Origin of the sequence: Gordonia desulfuricans NBRC 100010, assembly GCF_001485495.1 — a bacterium.
In the GTDB taxonomy this organism is placed as follows: Bacteria; Actinomycetota; Actinomycetes; order Mycobacteriales; family Mycobacteriaceae; genus Gordonia; species Gordonia desulfuricans.
This window is the reverse complement of record NZ_BCNF01000076.1, coordinates 1-19,239: the sequence shown is the minus strand read 5'-3', so window position 1 is coordinate 19,239 and position 19,239 is coordinate 1. Positions and strand designations below refer to the sequence as shown.

General features: G+C 69.7%; 16 protein-coding genes and 1 pseudogene. 11 read left to right on the top strand and 6 right to left on the bottom strand.

All coding sequences use genetic code 11. From position 1 onward, the window contains the following. Positions 1 to 199 precede the first annotated feature (199 nt). Complete coding sequence (locus tag GD1_RS13035; protein ID WP_059037398.1) at positions 200 to 1,051, top strand: cutinase family protein; 852 nt, start codon at positions 200 to 202, stop codon at positions 1,049 to 1,051. A 193-nt stretch (positions 1,052 to 1,244) separates the two neighbouring features. Next, positions 1,245 to 1,412 carry a hypothetical protein gene (locus tag GD1_RS24735; RefSeq protein WP_157079467.1) on the top strand — a complete coding sequence of 56 codons (168 nt, stop codon included), beginning with the start codon at positions 1,245 to 1,247 and terminating at the stop codon, positions 1,410 to 1,412. An 86-nt stretch (positions 1,413 to 1,498) separates the two neighbouring features. Here the strand turns inward: GD1_RS24735 and GD1_RS13030 are convergent, their stop codons facing one another. Next, on the bottom strand, positions 1,499 to 1,720 hold the full coding sequence (locus GD1_RS13030) for an RNA-binding S4 domain-containing protein (protein WP_053778892.1): 222 nt from the start codon (positions 1,718 to 1,720) through the stop codon (positions 1,499 to 1,501). Positions 1,721 to 1,775: 55 nt separating this feature from the next. Between GD1_RS13030 and lysX the strand changes: the two genes are divergently transcribed. The 5 genes from lysX (at position 1,776) to GD1_RS13005 (ending at position 9,975) form a co-directional block, all read left to right on the top strand. After that, complete coding sequence (lysX, locus tag GD1_RS13025; RefSeq protein WP_059037388.1) at positions 1,776 to 5,132, top strand: bifunctional lysylphosphatidylglycerol synthetase/lysine--tRNA ligase LysX; 3,357 nt, start codon at positions 1,776 to 1,778, stop codon at positions 5,130 to 5,132. A gap of 141 nt (positions 5,133 to 5,273) precedes the next feature. Continuing rightward, positions 5,274 to 6,452, top strand: coding sequence for a lipase family protein (locus GD1_RS13020; RefSeq protein WP_059037396.1), 1,179 nt, complete (start codon positions 5,274 to 5,276; stop codon positions 6,450 to 6,452). Positions 6,453 to 6,554: 102 nt separating this feature from the next. Next, complete coding sequence (rraA, locus tag GD1_RS13015) at positions 6,555 to 7,052, top strand: ribonuclease E activity regulator RraA (RefSeq protein WP_020792514.1); 498 nt, start codon at positions 6,555 to 6,557, stop codon at positions 7,050 to 7,052. A 92-nt stretch (positions 7,053 to 7,144) separates the two neighbouring features. Further along, on the top strand, positions 7,145 to 8,698 hold the full coding sequence (locus tag GD1_RS13010) for a succinic semialdehyde dehydrogenase (RefSeq protein ID WP_020792515.1): 1,554 nt from the start codon (positions 7,145 to 7,147) through the stop codon (positions 8,696 to 8,698). Positions 8,699 to 8,844: 146 nt separating this feature from the next. Further along, positions 8,845 to 9,975 carry a CapA family protein gene (locus GD1_RS13005; protein ID WP_083534153.1) on the top strand — a complete coding sequence of 377 codons (1,131 nt, stop codon included), beginning with the start codon at positions 8,845 to 8,847 and terminating at the stop codon, positions 9,973 to 9,975. Between the two features lie 309 nt (positions 9,976 to 10,284). On the opposite strand, the gene GD1_RS13000 is transcribed toward GD1_RS13005, so the two are convergent. Beyond that, on the bottom strand, positions 10,285 to 10,854 hold the full coding sequence (locus GD1_RS13000; protein ID WP_059037384.1) for an Rv1733c family protein: 570 nt from the start codon (positions 10,852 to 10,854) through the stop codon (positions 10,285 to 10,287). A gap of 206 nt (positions 10,855 to 11,060) precedes the next feature. Here GD1_RS13000 and GD1_RS12995 point away from each other — a divergent pair, with 206 nt between their 5' ends. Then, positions 11,061 to 13,157, top strand: a complete 2,097-nt coding sequence (locus GD1_RS12995; RefSeq protein ID WP_059037382.1) for an ArnT family glycosyltransferase — start codon at positions 11,061 to 11,063, stop codon at positions 13,155 to 13,157. A 30-nt stretch (positions 13,158 to 13,187) separates the two neighbouring features. Here the strand turns inward: GD1_RS12995 and GD1_RS12990 are convergent, their stop codons facing one another. Then, positions 13,188 to 13,646 carry a DUF3224 domain-containing protein gene (locus GD1_RS12990; protein ID WP_020792401.1) on the bottom strand — a complete coding sequence of 153 codons (459 nt, stop codon included), beginning with the start codon at positions 13,644 to 13,646 and terminating at the stop codon, positions 13,188 to 13,190. Between the two features lie 70 nt (positions 13,647 to 13,716). Between GD1_RS12990 and GD1_RS12985 the strand changes: the two genes are divergently transcribed. Together GD1_RS12985 and GD1_RS12980 are read left to right on the top strand one after the other, a co-directional pair. After that, a complete protein-coding gene (locus GD1_RS12985; protein WP_059037380.1) occupies positions 13,717 to 14,550 on the top strand; it encodes a helix-turn-helix domain-containing protein in 834 nt (277 codons plus the stop codon). A 31-nt stretch (positions 14,551 to 14,581) separates the two neighbouring features. Next, positions 14,582 to 15,421, top strand: a complete 840-nt coding sequence (locus tag GD1_RS12980; RefSeq protein ID WP_059037378.1) for an alpha/beta fold hydrolase — start codon at positions 14,582 to 14,584, stop codon at positions 15,419 to 15,421. Here the strand turns inward: GD1_RS12980 and GD1_RS25220 are convergent. Then, positions 15,399 to 16,172, bottom strand: coding sequence for a hypothetical protein (locus tag GD1_RS25220; RefSeq protein WP_059037376.1), 774 nt, complete (start codon positions 16,170 to 16,172; stop codon positions 15,399 to 15,401). The two genes, GD1_RS12980 and GD1_RS25220, sit on opposite strands and share 23 nt — an antisense overlap. Before the next feature lie 85 nt (positions 16,173 to 16,257). Beyond that, positions 16,258 to 16,971, bottom strand: a complete 714-nt coding sequence (locus GD1_RS12970; protein WP_053778563.1) for a DUF6474 family protein — start codon at positions 16,969 to 16,971, stop codon at positions 16,258 to 16,260. Between the two features lie 194 nt (positions 16,972 to 17,165). Between GD1_RS12970 and GD1_RS12965 the strand changes: the two genes are divergently transcribed. After that, positions 17,166 to 19,037 carry a TM0106 family RecB-like putative nuclease gene (locus tag GD1_RS12965; protein WP_244882700.1) on the top strand — a complete coding sequence of 624 codons (1,872 nt, stop codon included), beginning with the start codon at positions 17,166 to 17,168 and terminating at the stop codon, positions 19,035 to 19,037. On the opposite strand, the pseudogene GD1_RS25025 reads toward GD1_RS12965, so the two are convergent. Beyond that, a pseudogene (locus GD1_RS25025) lies at positions 18,969 to 19,239 on the bottom strand (hypothetical protein); the annotation flags it as partial. The gene GD1_RS12965 and the pseudogene GD1_RS25025 overlap by 69 nt on opposite strands.

The following is a 19,239-nucleotide window of genomic DNA, read 5'->3' as shown; positions in this document are numbered from 1 at the left end:
CGGGCGGGTGGCTCCCTGCTCTCGTCGGCCGGCCGGTCCCGATCTGCCTTCGCACAGCGCCGATTCCGGCGATCCGGGCGTGCGCCGAATGTTCATCCGTCGGATCGGTTGCGAACCGCCCGGGCGGTCCTAGACTCTGCTGGGTACCACGTCGGGGATTGTGCTGGAGGATGCTGTGCGCAGGTTGTTCGTGGCGGCGATGGCCGTCATCATCGGGATCGTCGGCGCGGTGCTCTCCGCAGGTCATGCCGCAGCGGCGGACTGTCCGAAGCTGTATGTGCTGGCCGTGCCCGGCACCTGGTCGAACGACGGCCCCGGATTGCTCGGTCCGGTCACCTCCGGCCTGGGTCCGGAGACCAAGGTCACCTACGTCGGCTACGACGCCACCGCCTTCCCGTGGGAGTCGGCGATCTACGGCAAGTCCAAGGCGCAGGCCGTCGACAACGTCAAGGGACTGGCCACCACCATGCTCCGACGATGCCCGGGCACCAAGATCGCACTGACCGGGTACAGCCAGGGCGCCGACGCCGCCGGTGACGTGGCCAGTGAGATCGGCACCGGCCGGGAACGGATCAGGCCCGGACAGGTCGCCGGTGTGGTGCTGCTCGCCGATCCGCGCCGGTCGTCGAAGGACCCGCTGGTCGGTCCGCCGCTGACCGGGCAGGGCAGCGGTGGTCCCCGGGTGAACGGTATGGGCTGGCTGACCGCCAGGACCCGCACGATCTGCATTCCGACCGATCTGTACTGCAACACCCCGCGCGACTACTACCTGACGCGCATCGTCGGCTATCTCGCCGAGACGAGCGATCCGACGCCGAGCCAGATGGCCCAGTATCAGGCCGAGGCCGGTGCGATCGTGGCGGAGATGCTCACCGGTGGCGGGCCGGGACGGATCGTCGAGGAACTGTCGAATGCGCGCGCACGGCAGCAGATCATCGCCTTCAACCGGTTCATCCAGTCCGGCTCGCACGGTGACTACACCCGGTTCGAGGTGAAGCCGGGAGTGACCGCGGTGCAGTGGGCGCACGACTACCTCGCCGGTCTGGCCTGACGGCAGGGGTCCCGGACGCTGCGGATTCGGCGCCGGAACGTCCTCTGAGGGGATGAAGTGTGACGCGCGTCGCTCCCGGAAGGGTAACGAACGTGGTGCGATGATCGATGGAACGGGTAAGTCGGCGGCGCCGAGAAGGTCCGCTACAGTAATTGAAACGATAGATCCGCTATCTCGAATTCAGGGATGTTCCGTGATGAAGTTGACCACGACTTTCCCCCATCCGAAGACCGCCAACGGCCTGCGGCGGCCGTCCATGTTGGGCTCGATCATCGGCCGGCGCCGCACCCGGTCGCAGATGTTCCCGGCCGAGGCCGAACGACTGGTGACCGCCGCCGAGCTCGAACGCCTCCCGCGCTGACCCTCCCGCGCTGAACCTCTTGCGCCGGCCGGAGGGATCTCCGGCCGGAGGGATCTCCGGCCGAAGTCATCGAAGGCCGTCGGGGGTCAGCCGCGGGTGACCCGGGCGGACTGGCCGGCGAACTCCACCACATCACCGACCTCGAGTTGCCGCCCCCGGCGGGTCTCCACCTCGCCGTTCACCGACACCAGACCGTCGGCGATCACCTCCTTGGCCTCCGCACCGGATTCGATGAGGCTGGACAGCTTCAAGAACTGGCCCAGCCGGATGCCCTGATCTCTGATCTCCACGTCGAACACGAATGCCATCCTGCCGAACACAGATGGCTGCCGCGAGCCCGGGCGCCGACTACGGTTGTCCGTCATGGCGGTCATCACCCCACCCACGCGTACCCCGGCAGATCGTCGGTCCGCGGATCTCCTCGAGAGCATCCGGCATCCACGAGGATTCGGGCATCGCGCACCCCGTATCGCCGGCACCGTCCTCGGTGTCCTCGCGACCATCGCGCTGCTGTCGAGCATCTTCCCGTTCTTCCGGCACTGGATCCATCACCCCCGCGACTACATCGACAGCTATCTGATCTCCATGCCCGACACCAGCTTCGCGTGGGCGTACGTGCTGGCACTGGTCGCGATCGCGCTCGCCTCCCGCAAACGCATCGCCTGGTGGATCTGCGTGATCTACTTGGTGCTGTTCATGATCGGCAATGCATTGCTGTTGCTGCCGCCGGTGAGCCAGGACTTCGCGATCTCCGAGAGCGAACGCGTCAACATCTGGATCGGCCTCGGCGTCGACGTGGTGGTCCTGGTGTTCCTGATCGCCACCTACCGGCAGTTCTACACCCGGGTGCGCCGCGGGGCGCTGCTGCGCGCCGTCGTGGTGCTGATCGCCGGACTGGGCGTGGCCACCCTGGTCGGCTGGGCGCTGGTCTGGGCCGTCCCCGGCTCCCTGGTCCCCGGCGAGAAACTCACCTACGCGTTCAACCGGGTGGTGGCCTTCGCGACCATCGACCAGCGCACCTTCGACGGCCATCACGCACCGGCGTTCATCAACGGGCTACTCGGCCTGTTCGGGGCGATCGCCCTGATCGCCGCGGCGATGGTGCTGTTCCGGTCGCAGCGGCTCAAGTCCCTGATGACCGACGCCGACGAGCGACTGATCCGTGCGCTGATCACCCGGTTCGGTGAGCACGATTCGCTGGCCTACTTCTCCACCCGTCGCGACAAGGCGGTGGTGTTCGCACCGGACGGCCGGGCGGCCATCACCTACCGCGTCGAACTCGGTGTGTGCCTGGCCGGTGGCGACCCGATCGGCGACCGCGACTCGTGGCCGGGTGCGATCGCCGAGTTCCTCACCCAATGTGAACGCTACGGCTGGCATCCGGCGGCGATGGGTGCGAGCGAACGGGGTGCCGAGGCCTACGACGCGGCCGGATTCGGCACCCTCAACATCGGTGACGAGGCGATCCTGCACACCGCCGAGTACAGCCTGCGCGGCGCCGCGATGAAGGGTGTCCGTCAGGCGGTCACCCGCACCCGCCGTGCCGGGGTCACCGTGCGGATCCGCCGGCACGGCGAGTTGTCGGCGGAGGAGATGGCGGCCGCCGTCGAGCGGGCCGAGGCGTGGCGCGACACCGACGAGGAACGGGGCTTCGCGATGGCGCTGTCCCGGCTCGGCGACCCCGCCGACGGCGACTGCCTGCTGGTCGAGGCGATCGAACCCGGTTCCGACGGCGACGAGCGGGTGATCGGCATGCTGTCGTTCGTGCCGTGGGGTCGTCGGGGCGTCTCGCTGGATCTGATGCGGCGCGACCGCACCGGCCCCAACGGCGTGGTGGAGACGATGGTCAGCGAGTTGTGCCGGGACGCCGACCGATTCGGCATCGCCGACGTCTCGCTGAACTTCGCCACCTTCCGTGCGTTCTTCGAGCAGGGCGGGCAGATCGGTGCCGGACCGGTGATGCGTGCGACCTACTCGGCACTCGTGTTCGGGTCCCGCTTCTTCCAGATGGAGTCGCTGTACAAGTCGAATGCCAAGTACCTGCCGGACTGGCAACCCCGGTTCCTGTGCTTCGAGGACGCACGGATGCTGCCCCGCGCCGGGATCGCCTCGGTGGTCACCGAGGGGTTCATCCGGCTGCCGTCGTTCGGCCGTACCCGGCAGCGCGGTGACGGGACACCGTCGGTCCCGGCCGCCGTCGACGTCGACGCCCTGATCGCGACGCTGCGCGAGGAGGCCGACGCCGAGGTGGGCGAGGTGCGCCGCCCCGAGCAGGTGCGGGTCCGGATGACCAAGCTGGAGCGGCTGATCGAGGAGGGATTCGATCCCTATCCGCCGGGCGACGCCCCCAGCCACACCGTCGCGCAGGCCGTCGCCGCGCCGGCCGGGACGCAGGTGACCATCGCCGGGCGGGTGACCCGGATTCGTGACTTCGGCAAGGTGGTCTTCGCCGACCTGCACGACTGGTCGGGGCAGGTGCAGCTGCTCGTCGAGGAGTCGGCGATCATCCCCGGCACCCCCGACTTCGGTTGCGACGTCGACCTCGGTGACCTGATCCAGGCGCGCGGCGTGGTCGGCGCCAGCCGGTCGGGTGAGTTGTCGGTGCTGATCGACGCGTGGCGGATCAACGGCAAATGCCTGCGGCCGTTGCCGGACAAGTGGGCGGGTCTGACCGATCCGGAATCCCGTGTGCGTCAACGGTATGTGGATCTCGCGATCAACCCGGAGAGTCGCCGGCTGCTGCAGACCCGCAGTGTGGTGGTCAAGGCGCTGCGCGATTTCCTCGCCGCGCGTGACTACCTCGAGGTGGAAACGCCCATCCTGCAACGGATTCACGGCGGTGCCAACGCCACCCCGTTCCGCACGCACATCGACGCCTACGATCTGGACCTGTATCTGCGGATCGCGCCCGAGCTGTATCTCAAGCGGCTGTGTGTGGGTGGTGTGGAACGGGTCTTCGAGCTCGGCCGCAACTTCCGCAACGAGGGGGTGGACTTCAGTCACAACCCCGAGTTCACGAGCCTGGAAGCCTATGCGGCGCACAGCGATTACCTCAAGATGCTGGATCTGACCCGGGAGATGATCCAGTTCGCGGCGACCGCCGCGCACGGCGAGCCGGTGATCATCCGCCCCGACGCCGACGGCAATCCCGAACGCATCGACATCTCCGGTGAGTGGCCGGTACGAACCGTCCACGAGGTGGTCTCGGAGGGGGCGGGGGAGGAGATCACCCCGGAGACCGGGGCCGACGACCTGCGCCGGATCTGCGATCGTCTCGAGATCGCCCACCGCCCCGACTGGGATGCCGGTGCGCTGGTGCTCGAACTCTACGAGCACCTCGGCGAGGACCGCACCACGTTCCCGACGTTCTACACCGACTTCCCCACCTCCACCTCGCCGCTGACCCGCGCACACCGCAGCCGTGCCGGGGTGGCCGAGCGCTGGGACCTGGTGGCGTGGGGGGTCGAGCTCGGTACCGCCTACACCGAGCTGACCGACCCGGTGGAACAGCGGGCCCGGCTCACCGAGCAGTCGATCCTGGCCGCCGACGGCGACCCGGAGGCGATGGAACTCGACGAGGACTTCCTGCAGGCCCTCGAGTACGCGATGCCGCCGACCGGCGGGCTCGGCGTGGGCGTCGACCGCGTGGTCATGCTGATCACCGGGCAGTCGATCCGCGAATCGCTGCCGTTCCCGCTGGTCAAGCCCGACGAGGGGTGACCGGCCGGTCCGGACTGTCGCCCGAACGGGGGGAATCGGGGCGGCAGGGCCTCGTCCGGTGGCATGACCGTGGCGGTGATGGGAACATCACCTGCGATGGTGAGGATCGGCTCGACCTTGCGTGCGAAGCACATTCCGGCGATGAGTGCCGCGCTGGCCGTGTTGCTGGCGGTGGCGCTCACCACGGCTGCCGGGGTGGCGGCCGCCGACGGTGTCCCGGGCGCAGGGACTTCCGATCCGAGGGTCGTCGCATCGCATCCCGTGCACAACCGGGTGGTGGCCCTGCCCGCGGCGTCGAGCACCACCTTCATCCGCTACACCTCGATCTCGGTACGCGGTACGCCTACGCAGATGACCGGGACCCTGTTGCTGCCACGCGGCGTCCCGCCGGCCGGCGGGTGGCCCCTGGCGGTGTGGAACCACGAGACGACCGGTGGCGCGGACGCGTGCGCGCCCTCGGGGGCGCGATCGGGTGACCCGGACGTCGCGGCGATGACCACCGGCGACGAGATCGTGTCGGGACTGCTGGCACGCGGGTTCGCCGTCGTCCGACCGGATTTCGAGGGGCTGGGCGGTCCGGGGCCGCATCCGTACCTGATCGGGCACTCGCTGGCCCGCTCGGCGATCGACGCGGCGGTGGCCGTCGCACGGGCCGACCCGCGGATCGGCCGTGATGTGGTGGTGGCCGGTCATTCCGAGGGCGCGGTCGCAGCACTGTTCGCCGCCGGCGCACCGGAATCGCAGTGGCGGGGTCTGCACCTGCGCGGGGTGTCGGCGGTGGCACCCCCGAGCGGCATCGTCGACGCCTTCGAACCGTTCGCCGAGATCCCCGTCGCCGGCCCGGCGGTGTCGGAGCTGACCGGGCTCGCCGCGCTGGTCATCAGCGGCGGGATGGCCGCCGGCCCGGACTTCGCGGCGCTCATGGTCGACGGTGGTCTCAGCCCGCGGGCGCGGCATCTCCTGGCGCAGATCGAGACGCGGTGCTACTCCGGGCTGATCAGGCCCGATTCGTTCGGCGGGCTCGCGCCGTCGGGGTTCCTCGGTTCTCGTGGTGAACAGGCCCGACGCGCGATCATCGACCTCGTCGACCGCAACGATGTCGCCGGCCTGCGGATTCGGCCGGATCTGCCGATCCGCCTCGACGCCGGCACCTTCGACACGGTCGCACCGGCGCCCACCGTGGCGGCTCTGGCCGATCGCTATCGCGCGCAGGGCAGTGCGGTCACGGTGGCGACCCACGCGACCACGCATGCGCTGCTGCCGTCCCAACCGTCGGCGGCGACCGGGATCGTCCGGTGGCTGGTCGGCGTCGCCGGGTAGACGTGCGAGAGTTCGCGCCCGCAAGGGGTTGCGTCGCCGTCGACCGCCGGACTGCGGGCCAGTAGGTGTGGAGCCGCGTAACACCTAGTCGGGGCACCGCCTATGCTGGGCGGCATGACCGAACTCACCTTCACCCCGACCGCGGACCTCGTCGACGAGATCGGCGCCGATGTGCGCAGCTGCGACACCCAGTTCACCCAGTACGGCGGCGTGCGCGAGTTCGTCGGACCGATCACCACCGTCCGCTGCTTCCAGGACAACGCCCTGCTCAAGTCGATCCTCGGCGAGTCCAACCCCGGCGGTGTCCTCGTGATCGACGGCGACGCATCGGTGCACACCGCGCTCGTCGGTGACCTCATCGCCGAACTCGGCCGCTCCAACGGCTGGGTCGGCATCATCGCCCACGGCGCGATCCGCGACTCCAAGACCATCGGTGGGATGGAGATCGGCGTCAAGGCGCTCGGCACCAACCCGCGCAAGTCCACCAAGACCGGTGCCGGTGAGCGCGACGTGCCCCTGGAGATCGGCGGCATCACCTTCGTCCCCGGCGACATCGCCTACTCCGACGACGACGGCATCGTCCTCGTCGCCGCAGTGTGATCTGACCGGTCCGATCGCACCGGCCTGATCCGGACCTCCCGTCCGAAGCCCTTCCACGCCCGACCGCCCCAACCCGCAGAGGAGTCCTCGCGATGCCCAGACCCACCGCCGACTACTTCGCCCGACTCGGTGCCCTGGTGGCGATCGACGACGCCGCCGACCGGCCTACCCGCCCCGTCCTGGAGGCGTTCAGCGGCGCGGAGATGGCGACCATCCCGGTCGGCACCGCCGAAGACCTCGAGACCGCGGTGACCCGTGCGCGCCTGGCCCAGAAGCCGTGGGCCGCGCGGACCGCCGCCGACCGCGCATCGGTGATCGACCGGTTCTCCGAACTGGTCCACCGCAACGCCGGTGCGCTGATGGACATCGCGCAGGCCGAGACCGGCAAGGCGCGGGCATACGCCCAGGAAGAGGTGCTCGACGTCGCGCTGACCGCACGGCACTACGCCACCGTCGGGCCCAAGCTGCTCGCCGACCGCAAGGTCAAGGGCGTCATCCCCGGCGCCACCAGCGTGCGGGTGCGGCACCAGCCCAAGGGTGTGATCGGTGTGATCAGCCCGTGGAACTACCCGCTGACGCTCGCGGTCTCCGACGCGGTGGCCGCGCTCGTCGCGGGCAACGGTGTGGTGATCAAACCCGACAGCCAGACCCCCTACTGTGCGCTGGCGCTCGCCGAGCTGCTGTACGAGGCCGGGCTGCCGCGGGAACTGTTCGCGGTGGTGCCCGGGCCGGGCAGCGTCGTCGGCCAGGCCATCGTCGCCACCACCGACTACGTGATGTTCACCGGGTCGTCGGCGACCGGCGCGACCCTGGCCGAGCAGGCCGGCCGACGCCTCATCGGTTTCTCCGCCGAACTCGGTGGCAAGAACCCGATGATCGTCACCGCCGGTGCCGACATCGGCAAGGCGGTCGAGGGAGCGGCACGGGCGTGCTACTCGAACTCCGGGCAGCTGTGCATCTCGATCGAGCGGCTCTATGTCGAGAAGTCGATCGCCGACGAGTTCACCGCGAAGTTCGCCGAGTACGTCCGCAACATGAAACTCGATGCGACATACGACTTCTCGGCCGACATGGGATCGCTGGCCTCGGCTGCACAGGTCGAGACCGCCGAGGCGCACGTCGCCGACGCCGTCGCCAAGGGCGCCACCGTGCTGGCCGGCGGCAAGCGTCGCGCCGACCTCGGACCGTTCTTCTACGAGCCGACCGTGCTCACCGGCGTCACCGAGGAGATGACCTGCTACGGCGACGAGACCTTCGGGCCGGTGGTGTCGGTGTACCCGGTGGACACCGTCGACGAGGCGATCGCCCTCGCCAACGACACCCCCTACGGCCTCAACGCCAGCGTGTGGGCCGGCAGCAGCGCCCAGGCGCAGCAGATCGCCGAGCAGCTGCGGGCGGGCACCGTCAACATCGACGAGGGGTATGCGGCGGCGTGGGCGTCCACTGCGGCCCCGATGGGCGGCATGGGGATCTCCGGCGTCGGCCGCCGGCACGGTGAGGAGGGTCTGCTGAAGTACACCGAATCGCAGACCATCGCCGAACAGCGCTTCCTCGGCATCGACCGGGCCCCCGGCATCCCGCAGGGCGTGTATCGCGCGGTCACCCCGCTGGCCATGCGGGCGCTGAAGTACCTGCCCGGGCGGTAGGGCATCCCGACCGCACGACAGGCCCGACGGTGACCCGGGTCACCGTCGGGAACCGGGGATTCCCCTGAACGCAGGACAGGCCGCAACCCGCCGGATCCGGTTGGATGTCAGGGGTGTTCGGTTGGTTGTCGGGTCGTGGTGCCCGCATGTCGCGACGGTCGGTGCTCTGTGGTGCCGTCCTGGTCGCGGTGAGCGGGGCACTCGTCGCGGCGTCGGCGGTACCGGCCGGCGGGGTCGCCGCCGAGATCGTGGCCGTGTCCGAACCGATCCCGGCACCGCCGGTGGACCAGGACCTGGTGGTCAGCTTCACCGGTGACAACATCCTCGGCACCGACGACAATTTCTCGTCCGCGACGAGCCTGCCGACGGTGTGGGCGCAGAACGGCCGACGCCCGGACTTCTTCTTCCAGAACGTCCGCCGCTACTTCGACACCGACGACCTCACCGTCGCCAACTTCGAAGTGGCCCTGACCGATCGGCTCACCAAGCGGTACAAGGGCGAGGGGGAGGTCTACCACTTCCACGGCAGCCCGGCGCTGGCCGCGACGCTGCCGGCCGGCGGGATCGACGTGGTGACCGTCTCCAACAACCACACCTTCGACTACGGACAGACCGGCTTCGACGACACCCTCGCCGCACTTCGCGGTGCCGGGGTCCCGTTCTTCGGAACCGGTTATGCCGGTGAGGGATCGGACTACGACTACCGTCACCTCGCGACCGTGAAAGGCGTGAGGTTCGGGTTCGTCGGCTACCAGGCCTGGACCGACGACGCCGACATGCGGCGAAAGCTGGTGTCCGACATCAAGGCCCTGCGCGCCGACGGCGCCGACGTGGTGATCCCGTTCATGCACTGGGGAATCGAGTCCGAACACCAGCCCTACGGCGTGCAGACCGAACTGGCCCACCTCGCCATCGACTCCGGGGCCGACCTCGTCGTCGGCACCCATCCGCACGTGATCCAGTCGATGGAGATCTACCGCGGCAAACTCATCGCCTACTCGTTCGGCAACTTCTCGTTCGGCGGCAACAGCAATCCCACCGACAAACGGACGTTCATCCTGCAGACCCGGTTCCGGATGTCCGGAGAGCAGGTCCGCGGCGTCGACTTCAAGGTCATCCCCACTCGGGTCTCACGGACCGAGTCCTACAACGACTACGTCCCGACCCCATACCCGGCCGGTGAGAAGGAACAGGTGCTCGACTTCATCAACGAGATCTCGCCGACGCTGCACGGCCGTGCCACCGACGCCTTCGTGCCGGTGGTCGGGCGCGGGTAGGGCCGGCTCCGTCGCTCTCGCGACAACGTCCTGCGCGATCGACGGGGGCGGGTGGTCGGCGTCGGGGGTGGGTGGTTGGGGTTGTCGGGTTGCGGGGGTCTCGACACGGGTCCTCGCCTTGGCGGCTCGGTCCCGGCTCGACCATCGGAGGTGGCTTGTCGGGTCTCGACGCGGGCTGACCATCGGAGATGGCTGGTTGAGCCGGTGAGGAGCGGAGCGACGAGACGTGTCGAAACCTCCGCCGGCCGACGTCGGAAGGCGACCACCTCCGATCGTGACGACGCACGACCGCGATGGTGGTGCGGCTCTCTAGTGCGACGCCCACCCGTGGGGGGCGATACCCGCCTGCTGCCACTCGCGGTCCCAGTCGTCGGCGAGTTGTCGGGTGATGCGGCGGCGCAGCAGCACCGCGATGCCGAGGGCTGCGGCTGCCGCGGCGATCCAGGCGGTCAGACCGACCCACACACCACAGAAGACCCGCTCGAACGGACCGGCATGATCGGTCAGCCGCGATCCGTCCGGAGTCGTCCAGACCGGTACCTGCGTACCTGTCCGGGTGGCACGCGAAACCTGGGTCATCCCCGTGTACTGGGTCTCGCCCTGACGCCACACCACCGATGCCGCGGACTCGGCCGACGTCGGGTCGGTTGCGGCGACGCTGACCACCGTCGCGGTGGCCGGGACGGCGGTCTCGGCACGCTCGGTCACCATCCGGTAGGTCCCCATCCCGGCCCACGCACACAGGGGTACTGCGACCAGCACGATCACCAGCATGGTGAACATGATCCAGGCGATGACGCGGTCGCCGTGGCGCATGAGGGGATTAGACGACCAGGGCCGATACGGCGCGGTCCGCTGCCGGCTGAATGAGGTGGCCATGTTGTCCTCGTGGTTCGGGATTTCCTGCAGTATCCAGAATTCGCCTCGAACGCCGCAAAATCCAATCTCGTGGGGTAGGACACACCCTACCTGTGACCGACGACACATGTACCGCGGCGCTCACAGACTTCTCCCAGCTTGCTGCCAGCGGCGCCGGAGAGCGACGGCGCACGGTGGACACCGAAGTCATCCGCTCAGGAGGAAGAATGACCGCACTACTGGACCGGGCGAGCACCTCGCCGCCATCCGACCACACCGCGCCACCGGAGCGTCGCCGCACCGGCCGATCACTGCCCTGGGGGAGGTTCGGTCTCGTCGGGCTGCTCGCGTCGACGGCCGTCCTCTACCTCTGGAACCTGTCGGCCAGCGGCTACGCCAACACCTTCTACGCGGCGGCCGCCTGGGCCGGTTCGGAGAGCTGGAAGGCATGGTTCTTCGGGGCGCTGGACCCGTCGAACTTCATCACCGTCGACAAGCCCCCGGCCTCGCTGTGGGTCACCGGACTGTCGGTGCGCCTGTTCGGGATGAACTCGTGGGCCGTGCTCGCCCCGCAGGCGATCATGGGTGTGCTCTCGGTGGCCTTGCTCTACGCCACCATGCGTCGCGTGTTCGCCGATTCGCGGCAGGGGACCGCGGCCGGCCTGATCGCCGGTGCGGTACTCGCCTTCACCCCGGCCGCCGCCCTGATGTTCCGGTTCAACAATCCCGACGCGCTGCTGGTGCTGCTGATGGTGGCCGCCGGGTACTGCCTGGTGCGTGCCGTCGGCACCAACTCGGGCCGCTGGCTCGCACTGGTCGGCGTGGCCCTCGGCTTCGCCTTCCTCACCAAGATGTTGCAGGGACTGCTGGTGCTGCCCGCGTTCGCGCTGGCCTACCTGGTGTTCGCGAACAACGGCTGGGTCCGTCGCATCCTGCACCTGCTCGGCGCGGCCGTCGCGATGATCGTGTCGGCGGGCTGGTTCGTGGTGGTGACCATGCTGGTCCCGGCGAGCTCACGCCCCTACATCGGCGGCTCCACCGACAACTCGTTCATGGATCTGGTGCTGGGCTACAACGGCATCGGCCGGATCAGCGGTGGTGAGGGCCCCGGCGGCGGTGGCGCCGGTGGCGGACAGGCCGGCGGTTCGTTCGGCGGCTCGACCGGACTCAACCGGCTGTTCAGCTCCGAGATGGGCAACGAGATCTCCTGGCTGCTGCCCGTGGCGCTGCTCGTCGTCGCCTTCGGCGTGTACCTGATGATCCGCAGCTTCCCGGTGTTCGGCTACCGCAACGGCGTCAACCGCATCGAGTCCGCGGCGATCGTCGCCTTCGGTGGCTGGCTGCTGGTGACCGGCATGATCTTCAGCTACATGAGCGGCACCATCCACCCGTACTACACGGTGGCGCTGGCACCGGCGATCGGCGCACTGGTCGGCATGGGTGGGGTGTTCGCCTGGCGGCGTCGCGCCAACTGGGACGGCCGGATCGCGTTGGGCGCGATGATCGGACTGGCCGGCTGGTGGTCGATCGTGCTGCTCGACCGCAACGACTGGGGCCCCGTCTGGTGCCGCTGGCTGATCGGCGCGGTGGCGATCCTGGCGATCGTCGGCGTGATCGCGGGCAGCCTGCTCGGGATGAAGAAGATGCTGGTCGCCTCGGTGATCGCCGGTGCGCTCGCCGGATTCGGCGGAACCGCGGCCTTCTCGATCGCCACAGCCGCCACCGCCCACGGCGGATCGATCCCGACCGCGGTGCAGACCGACATGGCCGGTGGCGGAATGGGCGGCCCCGGCGGCGGCGGTCCGGGCGGCGGCACCCGACCCTCGCAGGACGGTACGACGACCCAGAACGGTACGACCCAGAACGGTACGACCCAGAACGGTACGACCCAGAACGGCCAGAACGGCCAGTCCGGCTCGACGGCGCCGAACGGGACCCAGCAGAACGGGACCCAGCAGTCGCAGTCCCAGCGTCGTGGCGGCGGGATGGGCGGCCCGGGCGGAGACACCTCGTCGAACACCGAGCTGGTGACACTGCTGCAGGCCACCGACACCAAGTGGGCGGCCGCGACCAACGGATCGCAGTCGGCGGCCGGGATCGAGATCGCCACCGGCAAGGCCGTGATGGCCATCGGCGGCTGGAGCGGCGACCCCGCCCCGACCCTCGACGAGTTCAAGCAGATGGTCGCCGACGGCCAGATCGGTTACTACATCGGCGGCGGCCAGGGCGGCGGACCCGGCGGCAACTCGGAGATCTCGCAGTGGGTGTCGGAGAACTTCACCGCCACCACCGTCGGAGGGCAAACCGTCTACAAGCTGATCTGACCCGACGACCCTCCTGAGCCCCGACGGCGGCTACTCGATCGTGTACTCCACGGTGATCGGGTAGCCGCCGTCGTCGTGTCCGGCGATCTCGATGTCGGCGTGGCCGCGCATCCGCTCGAGCCCGCCGGTGCCGAGACCCTCGACGATGGTCAGCCGCTCGTGGACGCCGACGGCGTCGTGGGTGCCGTCGTGGCGGAACACCAGGGTGCCCTCGTGGCCGTCGATGGATCCCTCGAAGACCTCGAAGCCGGTGGTCGGCGCCGCGGCACCCTCGATGTAGGCGATCAGATAGGCCAGGGTGCCCCGGCCACTGAGGTCGCCGGAATAGGTGTAGCCGACGTCGGCGCGGGTGAACCCGTGCGCCGGGTACTGCACCCCGCTGATCTCGACGGTGCGGTCGTCGCGGGTGTAGACCGGGTTCTCCGTCCAGGACGAGACCTGGAAAGTGGCTGTGGCGGTGTGGGATCGGGCGCGTGATGAGGTGGTCATGAACTCATCGTCGCGCCGGGCCGGCCAGGATTCTTGGACAAACGCGACAGCGCCCCCGACACTGGATCCCGTGGCAGCAGACGCCCCCGAGGGGCGGGGACAGGGCGCGATCATCGGGGGCGGCACGCGTCTGCCGTTGCGGGTGGGGCGCCATGCGCCCCCGCAAGCACTCGCGCACTGGGTGGACTACCTCTGGATCGTCCGGTGGTCGGTTCGCGAACCCCATGTGCAGCAGGTGATCCCGCAACCGGTGATCCACGTGGCCGCCGAGGACGGCCGGCTGTCGGTCCACGGGGTGGGTGACAACAGCTTTGCCCGCACCCTGCTCGGCGACGGGCACGTCGTCGGAATCGCCTTTCGGGCCGGCGGTTTCCGCGGATTCGCCGACGGCCCGGTGAGTGCCCTGAGCAGATCTGTCCGGCCGTTGCAGGAGGTGCTCGGCGTCGACGACCGGCCGATCGCGGCAGACCTGCTCGACCCGGACCCCGACGACGCCGAGCTCACCCGGCGGGCAACGGAATGGCTGATCGGACTCGGCCCCACCGCGGACCCGATGATCGACCGGATCGCGGCATTCGTCGACATCGCCGAGGGCGATGCGACCATCACCCGTGCCGAGCAACTCGCCGAGATCGCGGGCGTGAGTCTGCGGACATTGCAGCGTCAGTTCGGCGACTACGTCGGGATCGGCCCGAAATGGGTCATCCAGCGATTCCGGGTGCTCGACGTCGCCGCCGTCGCCAACCGTGGTGGGGAGGTGGACTGGGCCGATACCGCCGTGCGGCTCGGCTTCAGTGACCAGTCCCACCTGATCCGTGCGTTCACGCGTATCGTCGGGACACCACCGGCGTCCTACGCCCGCGGCGACCTTCCGTCGGCGCGGACGGATACCGACAGTCGGTGATACGGACGAAGCGGAGGGGTGATGTCCTGTCATGATCACTGAATTCAGCAGGGGCGGATACATTTTCGATGTCATCGACTCGGGGCCGGCCGATTCGGCCATCCCGGTGGTGCTGCTGCACGGATTCCCGGAGCGGGCGTCGTGCTGGGAATCGGTGACGCCCATCCTCAACCAGGCGGGACTGCGCACCGTCGCCCCCGACCAGCGCGGGTACTCACCGCGGGCCCGGCCCGGCCAGGTGCGCGACTACCGCATGTCGGAGCTGGGTGCCGACGTGATCGCACTCGCCGACGCGCTCGACGCCCCGCGGGTCCACCTCGTCGGTCACGACTGGGGTGCGGCCGTGGCCTGGGCGGTGGCCGCCGATCACCCCGATCGGGTGGCCACGCTGACCGCCCTCGCCGTCCCGCACCCGGGTGCCTACCTGCGCGCGATGCCGCGGGGGCAGCTCCTGCGGTCGTGGTACATGGGACTGTTCCAGATCCCGCGGCTGCCCGAGTGGCTGATCAGTACCGGTTCGTCGGGGCGGGGACCGCAGATCGGGTCACCCGGTTTCACCGAGACACTGCGCACCGACATCGTCGAATACGGTGCCCTGACCGGCGGTCTCAACTGGTATCGCGCCATGCGCCTGGGTGATCGGTCCCTGTACGGCCGCAAGATCACCGTCCCCACCACCTACATGTGGGCCGACCGCGACATCTTCTTGTCTCGCGCCGGTGCTCGCGGCTGCGCCGCGATGGTCGATGCGCCCTACGAGTTCCGTGTACTCGAAGGCGTCGACCACTGGATTCCGCAGCGCCGTCCCGAGGTGGTTGCCGAGGCGATCCTGGCGAGGGTGGCCTCGATCAGCGACGACGACGAAGGATGACCAGCACCGCGAGCAGCGCGGCGAGGATGCCCCCGACGATCGCCGGCACCGGCAGCGGGTAGGGCAGCTCGGTCGGTGCGCCGGCGCGGAGCTGGGCGAAACTGGCCCGCTGCGCGTCGGATTCGGCCACCACGTCCACGACCGGCTCGGCCGTGGCATCCACGACCGGCTCGGCCGCTGCATCCGCGGTCGGCCCTGCCGGGCCGGCGGGCCGGGGATCGGCGGTGACCTCCGTACGAGTATCGGAAACCTTCTCGGCCGCAACAGGTTGCGCCGGAACCGATTCCGGCGCAACGGCTTCGGGTGCCGGTTGCCCGGAGGTGGCAGACCCGCCCCGCTCGGCCGGGGCGGGTGCGGGCTTCGGGGCGGGGTGCGGCGGTACGTCGAGCGGGAGGGTCGGCTCGAGGACGTCGTCGGCGGGAAGCCCTACCGGCGGAACGGACTTCGGCGGCGCGCTCTTGGCGGTAGTCTTCTTGGCCGGGGCCTTGTTCGCGGCCTTCTTCGCCGTCGCCGGCTTCTTGGCCGCGGCATTCTTCACCGGCGCCTTCTTGGCCGGCGCCTTCTTCGCAGTGGTCGAGGCGGCGGCCTTCTTCGCCGGGGCCTTCTTGGCCGGTGTCTTCTTGGCCGGCGCCTTCTGTGCCGCGGTCTTCTGCTCGGTGTTCTTGTTCTCGGGGGCCTTCGCGGCCGACGACCCGCCGGCGGGTGTCGAATCGGTGGGGGACGCAGCGGTGGTCGGATCCGGTTCACTCATGGCTTGATCGCTCCCTTGCGTCTGCTGCGGTAGGCCACCATCCTAGTGGCCGGTGTCCGATTCGGTTCTGGTGTGGATGTGCGGGTCAGGCCCGGACGCCCAGCCGGGCCAGGATGTCGGCGTCGATCGCACTCAGCTCGTCGGTGATCGCCCGATGCGCGGTCCGGCGCTGTGCCGCCGACATCGGCTCCGCGGCGTCGACCGCGATCGACAGGTTGTCCAGACGCTTGGTCATCGCGGCGACGAAGGCCCGCGAGTCGGCGGAGGAGTCCTGGGCGGCGACCTTCTGCAGTGAGGTGCGCGTGGTGGCGATGCGCGCGGCCAACGGTGCGCCGTGGCCGGAGTACTGGCTCAGCAGTCCCGGGGCCACGCCGGCTCGCTCGGCCTGCAGGCCCGCGATCCGCCCGCGTCCGGCCACCGCGGCACGGTAGGCGATCGGTGCGACGATGGGGGCGACCATCCGCGCGACGGTCAGGTACCGGCGCACACTCGCAGGGCTGAACGGTTTGGCGTCGGCGGCGGCCTTGGCCTCGGCGGCCACCGTTTTGGCCTCCGCCTGCGCGATCTTGACCTGCGCCTTGGCGTTCTTACGCTCCACCTTGGCGAGCTTGCGGCCGTTCTTGCGTTCGAGCGCGAGTTCCTGCTCGCGGAAGCGATGCTCGGCCTTGCGCTCGGCCTTTGCGGCCTTCCGGCGGTCCTTGGACTCGAACTTCGCCTCGTACTTGGCCTTCGCCTTCAGCGCCTTGCGTTCGGCCTTGCGCTGGGCGCGGGTCTTACCGTCGGACGAGAACAAACCCATCAGGGCAACCTTTCGCTGCGAAAACGCCGGATGGTGGCCGCCCATACCACGACGCACCGGGCCGGCGCGCGGGCGTGAAGCAGACACCGCACGGTCAAGCATTACATAGGCTCGGCAGAGGAGGTCGGCGACGCCCGGCCGAACCGGAGTTGGATGACCGATGCGCCCGAGCGGGCGGGGAAACGAGGGACAGAGTGGCGGTGCCGATGCTGCATCCGCGGGATCTCGCCGGGTGCGAACACCGCCTTGCACTCGACGTCGCGCACCCGGACCTGGTCCGCGACCGGCCGCAGCCCCCGGATGTCGCACGCCGCACCGAGGCCGCGGGCCGGCATCGTGATCGTGTCCGTGACCTGCTCGCCTCCATGCACACCGACCAGCCGGGCGCCTTTGTGGTGATCGACCCGGGCCCCACGCCGCAGCGGGCGGAGGCGACCCTCGCGGCCTGCGCCGCCGGTGCCGAGTGGATCTGGAACGCCACCCTGCCCACCGACCGCGCCACCGGCCGCCGCGGCCACTCCGAACTGCTGGTGCGGGTGGACGGCGGGTACCTGCCGGTCATCGTCGTCAACCATCGGGTCAGCTACCCGGCCAAGACCCGCCGCGACCTCGCCGGGGAACCGACCGTCTTCCGGACCAGCCCCCTGTGGGGATGGGTGCCCACCCCCGACCCGTACCGCGTGGGCCGCAACCACCGGCGGGATCAGCTACGACTGGCGCAACTGACCCAGATGCTGCTCGACGCCGGGCTGGCGGCCGCCGACGACGAGGAGCAGTTGCGGGCCGGGGTGATCGGCCTCGACGCCGACTGCATCGTCGTACATCGCATGCAACCGCTGCTCGACGACTACCGCACGGTGTTCGAGCGGCGTCAGGCCATCGCCGCAGGCCGACTGGTCACCACGCCGCGCCGGATCGGCGAATGCCGCAGCTGCGTGTGGTGGGGCCGATGCGGACCGGAACTGGCCGAACGCCGCGACATCAGCCTCGTCGCCGCCGGAAACCAGGCCGATGCGCTGGCCGAGATCGGCCTGACCACGATCGATCAGCTCGCCCATCACCGTGGCCCCGCACCGGTGAACTGGCCCGGCAACGTGGCATTCGACGACGCGATCGTCAACGCGATCGCCTGGCTGACCGACACCCCGCTCATCCGCAGGCACGAGCGGCCGCAGGTTGCGCGCGCCGACGTCGAGGTGGACGTCGACATGGAGTCGTTCGGCGAGGACGGCGCCTACCTGTGGGGGACCCTGCTCACCGACAACGTCGACACCGACCGGCCCGTTGTGTACCGCGCGTTCGCCACCTGGGACCCGCTGCCGACCCGAGACGAGGCGAGATCGTTCGCCGAGTTCTGGCGGTGGCTGATGGTCGAGCGCCGTCAGGCCCACGAGGCGGGCAAGACGTTTGCCGCGTACTGCTATTCCCAGCAGGCCGAGAACCGGTGGTTGCTGGGGTCGGCCGACCGATTCGCCGGTGCGCCCGGCATCCCCCGCCGCAAGGAGGTCGAGGCGTTCATCGGCTCGGCCGAATGGGTCGACATCTACGAGGCGGTGGGCACCAACTTCATCTGCCCACAGGGCAAGGGGCTCAAGAAGATCGCCCCGGTCGCCGGGTTCACCTGGCGTGATGCCGAGGCGGGGGGTGCGGCGTCGATGGACTGGTACCGGGCGGCGGTCGGGATCGGTGACGCCGTCCTCGACCTCACCCAGCGGGACCGGTTGCTGGAGTACAACGAGGACGACGTCCAGGCCACCAAGGTCTTGCGTGAATGGATGGACTCGGCCGACGTCCTGCGATTGCCGACGGCCGCCGAACTCCTCGCATGCCGGGGTGCGGACGACGCCGACGTGGTCGATTCTGCCGAAAACGATTCGCCCGCAACAGATCCGGCGGCAACGGCGGAGTCGGGTGCGGTGGATTCCGACGCCCAGGATTCGGACGCCCGGGATTCGGACGCAGGAGATGCGGCGGTGACGGGTTCGGTTGTGCCCGACTCAGAAGCGGGTGGTGCGCAGCGCGTCGAGGAACGGGCCGCTGCCGACGAGGGCCAGCGCGCCGAGTAGAAGTAGGCCACCGGGCGCGGTGTCGACGAGGAATCCGCGCACCCCGGTGAGCGCCGGGGTACCCGTCTGCGGTGCGGCCTCCGGCCGGGTGACCGGGGCATCGGCCGCCACCGCGGTGTCGGCGTTCGTGTTCGGCTGCCGGTCGGGGGTGTCGGCGGAGCCCGCTCCGGTGCTCGGGCCCGTGGTACCGGAGCCGGCGCTC

Coding starts and splice junctions, on each gene's coding strand:
- GD1_RS13035 (WP_059037398.1), top strand. CDS start 200: ATGGCCGTCATCATCGGGATCGTCGGCGCGGTGCTCTCCGCAGGTCAT.
- GD1_RS13030 (WP_053778892.1), bottom strand. CDS start 1,720: ATGGCATTCGTGTTCGACGTGGAGATCAGAGATCAGGGCATCCGGCTG.
- lysX (WP_059037388.1), top strand. CDS start 1,776: ATGGCGGTCATCACCCCACCCACGCGTACCCCGGCAGATCGTCGGTCC.
- GD1_RS13020 (WP_059037396.1), top strand. CDS start 5,274: ATGAGTGCCGCGCTGGCCGTGTTGCTGGCGGTGGCGCTCACCACGGCT.
- rraA (WP_020792514.1), top strand. CDS start 6,555: ATGCTGGGCGGCATGACCGAACTCACCTTCACCCCGACCGCGGACCTC.
- GD1_RS13010 (WP_020792515.1), top strand. CDS start 7,145: ATGCCCAGACCCACCGCCGACTACTTCGCCCGACTCGGTGCCCTGGTG.
- GD1_RS13005 (WP_083534153.1), top strand. CDS start 8,845: ATGTCGCGACGGTCGGTGCTCTGTGGTGCCGTCCTGGTCGCGGTGAGC.
- GD1_RS13000 (WP_059037384.1), bottom strand. CDS start 10,854: ATGGCCACCTCATTCAGCCGGCAGCGGACCGCGCCGTATCGGCCCTGG.
- GD1_RS12995 (WP_059037382.1), top strand. CDS start 11,061: ATGACCGCACTACTGGACCGGGCGAGCACCTCGCCGCCATCCGACCAC.
- GD1_RS12990 (WP_020792401.1), bottom strand. CDS start 13,646: ATGACCACCTCATCACGCGCCCGATCCCACACCGCCACAGCCACTTTC.
- GD1_RS12980 (WP_059037378.1), top strand. CDS start 14,582: ATGATCACTGAATTCAGCAGGGGCGGATACATTTTCGATGTCATCGAC.
- GD1_RS25220 (WP_059037376.1), bottom strand. CDS start 16,172: ATGAGTGAACCGGATCCGACCACCGCTGCGTCCCCCACCGATTCGACA.
- GD1_RS12970 (WP_053778563.1), bottom strand. CDS start 16,971: ATGGGTTTGTTCTCGTCCGACGGTAAGACCCGCGCCCAGCGCAAGGCC.